We start from the raw sequence: 11,903 nt of genomic DNA on the forward strand, positions 1-11,903 counted from the left end.
CTGGTTCGTCCTAAGAAAGCTCAATTTTAGTATCCAGATGTTCCTATTTCTGCAGTTTTCAATTACTCTCCTGCGTTTTCGATACTGGTTTATTTAGTTCCATTCAGTTGGTGCTTGTTGTTTTGGGTTGTCGTCCTCAGGTAGGTATCGTTGGTGGTAATGATTACGTCAGTATGTTTATAAATGTAAACCAGTTTGCCGGGAACGGCGCATGTTGGGGCTGTGGATCAGATAGTTAAATGAAAAATAGATTAGTTCAATGGTTGTGGCCGCTTGCTTTGTTGAGCGGTTGCGAAATGATTAAGGTTACGCAAGACACGACCATAGAGTTGCCAGCTGCATTGCAACAGGCTGAGCTCGTACGTTTTGCAAATCCTAGTGCACTTTTTAGTAACGAAAGTCTGTCTATTGGCGGACTTGAAATTAAGAGCAGAGAGGTCGGTTCCTGGGAGCTGAAGCGTGAAAAAATCAATGAGGAGTTTGAGCATTCTGGTCTGATGGGCTTTGTGCTGTTTGGTGATGCGCTATCTTATGTCAAAGAAGAGTTTTTGGTGACTGCAGCTCGAGACTTTTCTTTTGAGCTGATGGCTCAGGGGGGGCTGAAGGGGCAGTCCAAGTGCGCTATCTTTGCATTGTCTAATAAAACGGAAACAACCCGTCATGAGGTGCATAACGGCATCCGCTCTTCTTTAAATGATTTTGGCAGGCGTGAAAAAACAGAACTGCTGTGTACTATCCAGCAGGGAGGTACGCTCTGGCAGCTGCGCCTGAGTGCCGCTGAAGATGAAGCGGTGCAAGTTGAATTAACGTCGCAGGGTAAGCGCTATACGGTCCAGCTCCTTAATCGGGCATATTCTATATTGCCGGGTCAAGCAGGTCCTGAGCACAGGGAGTTGCCTAGCTGGGCATCGATGAACGCGGGCTTGCTTTTTAGTAATGCAGATAAGCAGGCGCTTGCAGCGTACTCATTTGTCGGCGACCAGAAGCTCTGGCTCAGTCAAATTATGTCAGATACGCAGCGCGAACTGCTGCTGAGTGTAGCGTATAGTCTGGCAATGTTTCACTGGTATGGCGGTGATTGGCAACCTATGCCTCAGCGACTTATGATGCGCTAGTGTGATTGATGCTGTGCCTGGGTAACAATTCAGTACATTAGCGCAATATGGCCTGCAAACTTTGCCTATCAGAGCAATACTCTACTATATTGTTTTGATAGAAGATCTTTTGGTTTCGGCAAGGTAATTTATGAAGCTTAAGCAGCTATTGGTACTTTCTCTGATCACCGCAACGATATTGCCCTTACTCATCGTTACCCTTGTATTCGCAACCACGATCAGTACCTTTTTAACTGAGAAGGTTGAGCAATCCGAAATCCCCACCGTACTCAAACAAATAAAGTACGCGGTTGAGCTTGATATCCACTCGTCCATAGCCCCATCGAGAGCGCTGGCAAAGAGTGAATTTATCAAAGCCTGGATGGCGAATGGGGAAGCGTCAGAAGACCTTACCATGGTCGTTCGGGAGCTGAGCTCAGTAAAACGTGTTAACAATAGCAATACAGCGTTTATTGTGTCTGCAGTCAGCAGAAATTATTACACCCCCGCGGGTATTGTGAGGAAAGTGGAATCGAATAAGGAGCCATGGCTGGATATTTTTATCAATTCCGGCGCTGAATATGAAATTTCCATTGATGTAGACAAGTCGTCCACGGAAGCGACCGCTTTTATCAATTATGTCATTGAGGATAAAGGTCGCAGAGTTGGTTTGGCGGGAGTGGGGCAGTCACTGGGCGCCATGACCGAGTTGATAAGCTCATACAAAATTGGTGAATCCGGGATTGTTTTTTTGGTGGATGCCGATAATACGATCCAAATTCACCCTGACAGATCCGCAGTCGGTGGCAAGGTCAACATTGCGGCTTTAATGGGTAATGTGGTGTCTGATGAGGTCAATGACAGGACTGTGGTGCGCTCGGCAATAAAGCTGGACTCGCTAGATTGGTATGTGGTTGTGGAAATCCCAGAGGAGGAAATGTTTTCAGCAATCCACACTGCAATTATGACCAATATTGTAATTGGTTTTGTGATAGCTGTGATAGGTCTGTTTGGTGCAAATCTACTTGCGAACCGGATATTTAAGCCAATAGAAGTGATCTCAGACGCGGTAACAGAGTTGTCTGGCAAGGGGGGGGATCTCACTGCGCGTCTAAGGGTTGAGCAAAACAATGAAGTGGGCTCACTGGGAAAACAGATTGATATCTTTTTAGATCAACTGCACGAGATGTTTAAAAGCGTCTCTGAGACGGCAAAGCATGTCGAAGGTACTGCCGCTGAAGTCTATCAGAATGTAAAGCATGTCCATGGTCTCTCTGAACAACAATCATCCAGTACTGACTCAGTAGCGGCAGCAGTTGAGCAGATGAATATGACAGTCTCAGATATATCAAATAACGCGCAGGACGCCTCGCAAGTGGCGTCGGATACGGAAGGCAATGCTCAGGTAAGCCTCAAGATTGTGTCAGATACCATAGGTCATATGGCTGAGCTGGAGTCGATAATGCGTAATTCTGTACTCTCTGTTAATCAACTCTCTAAAGAAATTGAGTCAATCTCAGGTGTCCTGGAGGTAATTCGAGGGGTCTCTGAACAAACCAATCTGCTTGCTCTCAATGCAGCTATAGAGGCGGCACGGGCGGGCGAGCAGGGGCGTGGTTTTGCGGTGGTAGCGGATGAAGTGCGTAATCTGGCGAAGCGGACCGCAGAGTCGACGGAAGAAATCAATGGCATGATCAACTCGCTCAATGCTACTGCAACGGAAACAGTCAATACCATTACGCATGGCAGTGACGGGACCCATAAAACATCTCAGCTCTTATCCGAGTGTGGTAAATCGTTGAGAGAGATCTCTGATCATATAGTCAAGTTATCAGAAATGAACATTCAAATAGCCACTGCAACCAAAGAGCAATCAGCAGCAACCAGAGATATTAGCCAGAATGTCACGGTTATATCAGACACGGCCAGGCAAACAAAAACGGCGATGGAGCAGACCTATCAGTTTTGCAATGACTTAGACAGTGAAGCTAAGTCTCTCTCCGGCACCATAGGCAAGTTCAAGTTATAGAGCAAAAGTGGCTGACCAGCCACCATTGAGCTCAAATCACCCGTGAAAAGCGGGTGTTTTTGATCTGCTGTTGCAGGTAAGCATCAAAGCACATACAAATGATACGAATAAACAGGTTGCCTCTGGCCGTGACTTCTATGCGTGGCCCGCTAAGCTCAACCAAGCCATCGTCTGCCAGTGGCTGGAGCGCAATCAGGGTATCTGAGAAATAGTCATCAAAGTCGATGTCATATTCTGAGGCAAAGGTCGCTTTATCGAGTTCAAAGTGACAGATCAGCTGTTTGATTGCTGCGGCACGAATTATGTCGTCCCGGGTGAGTTGCACACCCTTATGAATGGCGCTCTGACGCTCAGTCACAGCCTGATAGTAAGGCTTCAGGTCTTTTTCATTCTGTAAAATGGCATTGCCAATCTGTGATATAGACGACACGCCCAGACCCAGTAAGTCGCAGTTACCATGGGTGGTATAGCCCTGAAAATTGCGGTGCAGGTGATTGTGTCGCTGTGCAACGGCCAGCTCGTCATCGGTTTTTGCAAAATGGTCCATGCCAATAAACTGGTAACCTGCAGCGGTCATCTGCTCCAGCGTTTGCTTAAAAATAGCCAGCTTTTCTTTTGGCTCCGGCATATCCGCGTCTTTGAGCTTGCGTTGTGCAGCAAAGCGTTCCGGCAGATGGGCATAGTTGAATACCGACACCCGGTCCGGGCCTAACTCAATCAGTTGTGCGATGGTGTCACGATAGGACTCGATGCTCTGGTGTGGCAGACCGTAGATCATGTCCATATTAATAGACTTAAATCCCAGTTCGCGGGCTTGTTTCAGTAGTGCCAGTACTTCTTCAATCTGTTGCGGGCGATTGACCGCTGCCTGTACCTGATCGTTAAAATCCTGCACCCCGAATGAAACCCGGTTAAAGCCGAGCGTTTTCAGCGCCGGCAGCATGTCATCGGCCAGTGACCTCGGGTCAATTTCAATGCCGCGCTGGGCATCCGTTGTAAAAGTGAAATGCTGTTCTAACATAGTGATCAGACGCGTCATTTGCGCCGTGGTCAGAAAGGTCGGTGTGCCACCTCCTAGGTGCAATTGCTCAACCTGATACGCTTTGAACAACGGCGCCTGAGCGGCGATTTCCAGCTCCAGATGGTCGAGATAGACATCCGCTTTAGACTGGTGACGGGTGATGATCTTATTACACCCACAGTAATAGCAAAGCTGATGGCAAAACGGAATATGAATGTATAACGACAGCGCACGGGTGTCTGAGTGGGTGATGGCATCAACCAGATCGGCCTGTGAGTAACCCGACTCCAGCGACAGGGCCGTTGGATAAGACGTATATCTGGGGCCCGAGATATTGTACTTGTTGATAAGGGAATCATCCCACTGAGGTAATTTAATCACGATCGCACTCTCTTTGCTATTGAGGGGGGTCAGTGTAAGCAAAGTTGTGCTTTGGGGCGTTGATCTAAAGCAAAAGGAGGTGCGGGTGGGGCTGAAACACCCACACATTGCTCAGGTAGTAAGTGAAATAGGTATTACAACCTAAACTGATCGACCAGGGTATTGAGTTCTCTGGCGACCTGGCTTAGAGCTTTGGCGTCCTGAGAAACCTGTAGCGCGCCTTGTGCGGTTTCCGCGGCACTTTCACTGATGTTGGTGACACTTTCTGAGATTTGCAGGGACACCGTATTTTGCTCTTCAGACGCACTGGCAATTTGCAGGTTCATGTCGCGAATGGTACTGATTGAGCTGCAAATGGCCTGTAAGGTCGCGCCGGCATGTTCCGTTTGTTCTGCAGAGTGTTCCGCATGGTCGACGTTACGATGCATATGTTCTACCGAGCGTTTGGCTTCACTTTGCAAGCGCGAAATCATGGTCTGAATCTCTTCGGTACTTTGCTGAGTGCGGCTGGCCAGGCTGCGTACTTCATCAGCTACCACAGCAAACCCGCGGCCTTGTTCTCCGGCCCGGGCAGCTTCAATCGCGGCGTTGAGCGCCAGCAAGTTGGTTTGATCAGCAATGCTGCGGATCACATCTAAAATGGAGCCCACCGACTCGGTCTCACTTTCCAATTGGGTAATGGATTCACTGACCTGTTGAATACTGCCAACCAGTTCACTCATGGCTTCACGGGAAGCCTGTACCACCTGGATCCCAGTTTGCGATTGTTGATCGGCGTCAGTGGCTGCATCGGCGGCAAGCTGGGCGCTTTGAGTTATTTCCTGGACCGTGGCACTCATTTGCTGCATGGCGGTGGCACTTTGGGTTAACTGGTCCTGCTGCTGGTCGGTCTCACTTTTGGTTTGCTCGGTGACGGTGATCATGGTGCCTGAGGTATCATTGAGTGTGGCTGTTGCTGATTTTATCTTGCCCACAATATCGCGCAGGGTCGTGGTCATTTCAGACATAGCCCGATAGATGCCAGTGGTACTGCCGGTAGAAAATTGGTAACTGAGGTCACCTTTGGCAATGGCTTTAGCCAGGGCTTCTATGTCTCTGGGCTCCCCCCCGATTGGGTCGCGTAGTAACTTACTGACATACCAGCTTAAGAATATGCCTGTAAAGACAACAAATATCGAGACAATTGACACCCACATCACGGCTTGCTCACTGGCTTGTTGTGCCCTGGGTCCCAGTTCGTCCTGACGCGCTTTGATGTCCAGTTTGATGTCTTCCAGGGTGTTGGCCACTTTGGGGCCCAGTACGTTGAGGCGCTGTTCAATCAGTTGGTTGCGCTGTGAAATCGTTTGGTTCACCGCTTTGACACCCGCCAGATAGTCCAGTTTATGTTGTAAAAATCGGGCCAGTGTTCCCTGTGCTGGCTGCCAGGCGAAAGCATCGGCCTGTTCATCGAGTAAAGTTGCCAACTTGCTAAATTCAGTCACAGCACGCTGATAATCGTCACTGGCATTGGTAACTAAAAACTTAGTCACAAATAATCGCCCCAGCATCAATGTTTCTTCCAGCTTGGCAGCAGCATACAAGGCGGTGCTGTCATTACGCTGATAGGCATTGTCTACGATGTCGCTCAGCAAGGTCCGCATCTTGGCCCCGTTTACGTCCAGCTGATTCGTCACAATATCATCGCGCCGGGCGTAAAGTTGCACGATTTGCTCAAAGGCAGCCCGGTATTGTTGCACTTCATCGGCACTGGTGCTGAGCTGAGCACGATACTGTGGGTCATCTATGCTGTTTTGCGCCTGGTCCATTAAGTCACTCAGTAAAGCAAACCTTTCGTTGAACGCTGCTATATTGGCTGCATTTTGCTCCTTGAGGTACTTTAGGGCATTGAGGCGTACCAGCAACAGGTTGGCCTGAACACGCCCTTCCAGATTGGCATTACGTGCCAGAGTACGATAATCAACAAAATTGCCGTAGCCCGAGCTCAGGCCCAAATAGGCAATCAGTGATATCACTGCCATCAGCGTTATGAGCGCACCAAATGAATACGCAAGCATCTGCGTTAGTTTGAGGTTTTTAAACATAATTAAGCACGATATTGCAAAGAGTCACCCTATAAGTGATCGTCTGCAACTGTGCATTAGTCAAGTTTTGGCAACGGGCTGGTTGTGAAGAAGCGGGTAAAAAAGTGCTAGCCCGGCATTCGGGCTAGCGACGTATTACTACAGTTTGAATTGGTTTACGGTATTGTTCAGGGCTTTAGCCAGACTGTTCAAATCACGGGCCTCATCTGCCAGTAAATGGGCATGGTTGGCAGTACTGTTCACCAGGTCGTTAATGGCATTAAGGCTGTTATTAATGTCTTCAGCCACGACGGTCTGTTCTTCAGTTGAGGTCGCAATCTGATGACTCTGATCTTGTACTGTGCTGACGGATTCAGTGATGTTACGCAGTGCGTCCAGCACTTCCTGAGTTTGTCCAACGGAGCCCTCTGCTCGTTCCTGACCTTGTTGCATCATGACCGAAGCCTGCTGCGCAATCTGTTGCAGGCGTGAGATCATATTGCGAATATCATCGGTTGATTCTTGTGTACGACTTGCCAGACTGCGAACTTCGTCAGCAACCACCGCGAAACCGCGGCCCTGTTCACCGGCACGAGCGGCCTCAATGGCGGCGTTTAGGGCAAGCAGGTTGGTCTGCTCTGCAATGCCATTGATGACATCAATTACGGCGCCAATGTTGCTGGTTTCCTGTTCAAGGCCGGCCACAACTTTGGCAGCCTCACCAATGTGGCTGGCAAGTTCGGTCATGACTTCTTGTGCCTGGCCAGAACGTGAAGCACCATCATTGGTCATGCTTTGCACCAGATCCGCAGCACGATTGGTTTCATGGGCATTGCGAGAGATCTCCGTCACCGTGGCAGCCATTTCTGTCACTGCGGCGCTGACACTGTCAACTTGCTCTTTTTCTTGCTGGATCTCGTTGTTGGTGTTGGTAGAGACGTCTTGCAACTGTGCAGCGGCACCGCTGAGTTGTTGTGCTTGTGCAGCCGTGTCCAGCATCATGCTGCGTAGCTTGTCGATAAAGGTATTCATATGATGCGCCAGCTGGCCGACTTCATCCTGGCTGTTGATGTCGATACGGCGCGTCAGATCACCTTCACCAGAGGCGATATCACGCATGGTGTTGGTCAGTGTTGTGATCGGTGCCGCAATCATTTGCGTCGCCCATAATATCATCGCAACGATAATGGCAAGAATGATGATAACGGCCGTGACGGTGCTCATTACGGCATCGTTAACAGGCTCTTCAATCAGGCTGACGGGGATAAGGATACCCAGATGCCAGTCGAGGATTGGCTTGTCCAGCTTGACGTTGTTGAAGACCACATAGTAGTCCACACCTTTTAGAGTGACCTTAGCTGCACCGGCGCCTTCTGAACGCATCGCGCGGTTAAGCGCTGTAAAACCATGTGTGTCGGCAAACTGACGCTCCAGTGCTTCGAGACCTTCTTTCCCATTTGGGCCTTCATCGGTGATAGACAGCTGATGACCTGTCCGTTTGGACAGGTGGACGACTTTATAGTTATGGTCTAACAGGAAGCCGTAGCCCTGACCATCGAACTGGATTTGCTCAACCAGTTCACTGATCTTATTAATCTGCAGGTCTACACCACCTACGGCAACGAGCTCGCGTTGCGCATTATAGACTGGCTGCTGAACTACCGCTGAGACCGCACCGGTATTAATATCAACTGATACCGCACCGACGTATAACCCCCCGTAGCTTAACGCGTCCTGCCACCAGGGACGTTTATAGGAATAATAAGGACGGCCGTCAGCATAATTGGACGTACGGTCGTTTTCTTTGAAATATTCGCCTGTTTTTGCTGATGCCATAAAGGCCGAGAGGATATTCTCATCACTGGCCGAGATACGAATAAAATCCTGATTTACTTCCTGATAGCCCAGATCTGAGCTGAGAGGTTTTTCTCGTTCGGTATATTCATTAAACCAGTTCACATTGTGCGGATTGGTCACGAAAGTCTCTACAATTGCACCATAGCGGGTGAAGAAAGACTCCATGGATAGCTTTTCAGCATACAAATGGCTTTGGGCTTCACGCTCAATGCCTTCTCTGGAGAGGTGTGCAATATGGTTAACAAAATACCCAGACGCAACAACCAGCAAAATGGAGATGGTACCGCCAATTAACAGCAGGATTTTTTTTCGAAGAGATAAATTTACTAACATGCGTTTTTTCTTTTTCTTGGGATCAGGCAAGCTTTAATCAAACCATATCTCACCCCAGAAGGCTACAATTTACGGCGATTGATTGCTAACACTTGGCGAATAATCTTTACATCAATAATCGGCAATAGGGACAGATACTTTAACTTTTAGCAATAAATCAGCCGTTTTTCTTACTGACTGTGCCAGGCTATGGTATTGCCACTGTGGTGCTGGCTGGTGCATCATGCGGGCAACGCTCAAACTCACAGGAAAAAGACATGTTCAATAGACTCGTTGTAGCTGGCGCTGGCTGGTTGGGGATGCCGACGGCACAGGCTGCCGCTCGCGCTGGCTGGCAAGTACAGGCAACCCGCCGACAGCCACATGATGATGCTTTATCTAGACAGCTGCTACATGATGGTGACGCCCTGATCCATGATGTGTCATTGCAACAGGCGTTCTGGCTATGCGCTATGCCGCCGGGGACACGTCGTGAGGACAGTAATTACTTGGTTACATTAGAGGCGACATTGGCTTTGGCAAGTGAACTAGAGATGCAGGGGTTTTTGCTGTGTTCCAGTACAGGCGTTTATGCTGCAGCTGATGGCGTGTATAACGAGCAAGGGGCACTGGCAGCGATGGACTCTCAGCGCCAACGTATTTTACAGCAGGCTGAACAGCTGGTTTTGGCGCATGGTGGAAAAGTACTGAGGTTAGCAGGATTAGTCGGACCCGGACGGGAACCTGGACAGTTTATTGCCGGTAAAGCGCTGCGTAGTGCCAGTCAGGAGCGCGTTAATATGGTCCACCGGGATGATGTGATTTCAGCCATCATGGCGGTACTTGCAAACTGGTCCAAGGCTCAATCAGTTTACAATGTGTGCGCGCCTGAACATCCTGTTAAACAAACTTACTATCAGGCTCACTGCGAGCGCTCAGGCACAACCCCACCGAGTTTTGCTAATGATGACAGCAAAGAGCGGATCATAGATGGCGCCATGATCGGCGAACTGGGGTTCAACTATCGTCATACCATTTGATCCTGTTTACTTTTTAAATGTCAGGTGACCACCCAGACGATACTTACTGCCCGGTGAGATGAGCCGGGCAAAACTGACAATACCTCCTTGTGACCAGGTTCTGCGGATCAGCTGCAGGCAGGGCTCTTCATGAAACATATTTAACCACTGGCAAATGTCGGGCCCGGGCATGATTGCCTCAACGGTGTGGCGAGCCTCCGTAAGTGGTGCAATCTGTACCAGATATTCATGAGGCGTGATTTGAGTGAAGTCTTGCTGTAGGTAATCTGGCGCCAGCTGAGGGTTGACGAAGCGTTCCTCAACCTGCAAAGGCTGTTCATTTTCATGGTGTACCAGTACGCTGCGGTAGACCTGACTGTCCATGTCGACACCCAGTGCAATGGCGATAGGGGCAATGGCTGCGATGGACTCTAATGACAGCACAACACAGCTGTAGTTACCCCCGCGCTCTTTTACCTCATCGGCGATATTACGGATCTCCAGTAGGGAAGACTGAGACTTAAACCTGGCAACAAAGGTGCCCAAACCCTGGCTACGAGTGAGTATGCCTGCATCGGTTAGTTCACTGAGCGCGCGCCTGGCGGTCATACGGCTGACTCTGAATTGTGCCGATAGCGCATTTTCAGAGGGGACTTGTTGATCCTCTTGCCAGGTGCCACTGCGGATCTGGGCAATTATATGTTGTTTTATCTGAGCGAATTTGGGTTGCGTTGTCACTGTCTCGTGCCATGGTTAGTAAAGGAAAGTCCACTCTTTCGTTAGCGAGAGTAAACATAGTCAGCTAATAAACATGGCACACCTCTATTGTATATACAAGTATTCTTGCTACACTCAAATCAGCAAGTTAGTGATGAGGATTTGAGTGGTGATGGAAGTAGATTTAGTGATTCTTGATGTCAATCTGGCAACGATGGACCCGGATATTGAGCGCCCTTATGGGGCGATTGAAAATGGCGCCATCATGGTCAAAGAGGGTGTGATCTGCTGGCTGGGCGAGCAGACTCAGTTACCAGAGTTTGATGCGGTATCAACACCCACTATTTCGGCAAAAGGCGCCTGGATGACTCCCGGCCTGATAGATTGCCATACCCATATTTTATTTGCCGGCTCACGGGCTCAAGAGTTTGAACAACGCCTCAATGGTGTGTCATATCAAGAAATCGCGCAGCAGGGGGGCGGCATTGCGACTACCATGAAAGCCACTCGTGCGGCGGATCATGAACAGTTGTTTGTGGTAGGTAAAGAGCGGCTCAATGCATTGCTCAGAGAAGGGGTGACCACCGTTGAAAGTAAATCCGGGTATGGTCTGGATTGCGAAAGCGAAATCAAGCTGCTGGAAGTCAACCGCATGCTGGATGAACACCACCCTGTCAGCGTACAAAGTACTTTTCTCGGAGCGCATGCGTTACCACCGGAATATCGGAATGACGCCGATGGCTACATTGAACTGGTTTGCGAGCAAATGTTGCCACAGGTCGCTGAGCGCTCACTGGCAGATGCAGTCGACGCATTTTGTGAAAATGTCGGTTTCAGTAATGATCAAACACGCCGCGTGTTTACCAAGGCTGCTGAGCTAGGTATCAAAGTAAAATGCCATGCCGAACAATTGTCCAATCAGCATGGCACTGAGCTGGTCGCGGAATTTAACGGCCTGTCTGCGGATCATATTGAGTACCTTGATGAAGCGGGTGTTAAGGCGATGGCCAAAGCCGGGACTGTGGGTGTGGTATTGCCGGGCGCCTACTACTTCCTGCGTGAGACTCAGTTGCCACCGATCGACCTGATGCGTCAGCATAACGTTCCGATTGCACTTGCCAGTGACTTTAACCCGGGTACAGCACCCCTATGCTCTTTGCGTTTGATGTTAAACATGGCGTGTACCTTGTTCCGTATGACGCCGGAAGAAGCCTTGCTCGGTGTGACTCGCCATGGTGCTAAGGCACTGGGGCTGTCAGACCGTGGTAGTCTGAAAGTGGGGATGCGCGCTGATATGGTGCTCTGGCAGGTCGGCCATCCGGCTGAGCTGAGCTATCAGTTTGGCGTAAATGATCTGTTAAATACCTGGATTTCGGGTAAACTTGTGCAATAGTATGAATTTCGCAATGG

General features: G+C 49.4%; 8 protein-coding genes. 4 read left to right on the top strand and 4 right to left on the bottom strand.

The features are described from left to right. The first annotated feature begins 239 nt into the window (after positions 1 to 239). Positions 240 to 1,115, top strand: a complete 876-nt coding sequence (locus CWB98_RS16480) for a hypothetical protein (protein WP_138545852.1) — start codon at positions 240 to 242, stop codon at positions 1,113 to 1,115. 130 nt (positions 1,116 to 1,245) lie between these two features. After that, positions 1,246 to 3,123 (top strand): methyl-accepting chemotaxis protein, encoded by a 1,878-nt coding sequence (locus CWB98_RS16485; RefSeq protein ID WP_138545853.1) that lies wholly within the window; start codon positions 1,246 to 1,248, stop codon positions 3,121 to 3,123. A 31-nt stretch (positions 3,124 to 3,154) separates the two neighbouring features. Here the strand turns inward: CWB98_RS16485 and hemN are convergent, their stop codons facing one another. The 3 genes from hemN to CWB98_RS16500 form a co-directional block, all read right to left on the bottom strand. Further along, on the bottom strand, positions 3,155 to 4,525 hold the full coding sequence (hemN, locus tag CWB98_RS16490) for an oxygen-independent coproporphyrinogen III oxidase (protein WP_138545854.1): 1,371 nt from the start codon (positions 4,523 to 4,525) through the stop codon (positions 3,155 to 3,157). A gap of 134 nt (positions 4,526 to 4,659) precedes the next feature. After that, positions 4,660 to 6,609, bottom strand: a complete 1,950-nt coding sequence (locus CWB98_RS16495) for a HAMP domain-containing methyl-accepting chemotaxis protein (protein WP_138545855.1) — start codon at positions 6,607 to 6,609, stop codon at positions 4,660 to 4,662. A 138-nt stretch (positions 6,610 to 6,747) separates the two neighbouring features. Further along, the gene (locus CWB98_RS16500; RefSeq protein ID WP_138545856.1) at positions 6,748 to 8,778 is read right to left on the bottom strand and encodes a methyl-accepting chemotaxis protein; all 2,031 of its coding nucleotides are present in this window, start codon (positions 8,776 to 8,778) and stop codon (positions 6,748 to 6,750) included. A gap of 257 nt (positions 8,779 to 9,035) precedes the next feature. Between CWB98_RS16500 and CWB98_RS16505 the strand changes: the two genes are divergently transcribed. Further along, on the top strand, positions 9,036 to 9,797 hold the full coding sequence (locus CWB98_RS16505; RefSeq protein ID WP_138545857.1) for an NADP-binding protein: 762 nt from the start codon (positions 9,036 to 9,038) through the stop codon (positions 9,795 to 9,797). A 6-nt stretch (positions 9,798 to 9,803) separates the two neighbouring features. On the opposite strand, the gene hutC is transcribed toward CWB98_RS16505, so the two are convergent. Next, complete coding sequence (gene hutC, locus CWB98_RS16510) at positions 9,804 to 10,514, bottom strand: histidine utilization repressor (protein WP_138545858.1); 711 nt, start codon at positions 10,512 to 10,514, stop codon at positions 9,804 to 9,806. A 151-nt stretch (positions 10,515 to 10,665) separates the two neighbouring features. Between hutC and hutI the strand changes: the two genes are divergently transcribed. Then, complete coding sequence (gene hutI, locus CWB98_RS16515; protein WP_171045684.1) at positions 10,666 to 11,886, top strand: imidazolonepropionase; 1,221 nt, start codon at positions 10,666 to 10,668, stop codon at positions 11,884 to 11,886. The last annotated feature ends 17 nt before the right edge of the window (positions 11,887 to 11,903 follow it).

Origin of the sequence: Pseudoalteromonas rubra (assembly GCF_005887115.1) — a bacterium.
In the GTDB taxonomy this organism is placed as follows: Bacteria; Pseudomonadota; Gammaproteobacteria; order Enterobacterales; family Alteromonadaceae; genus Pseudoalteromonas; species Pseudoalteromonas rubra_F.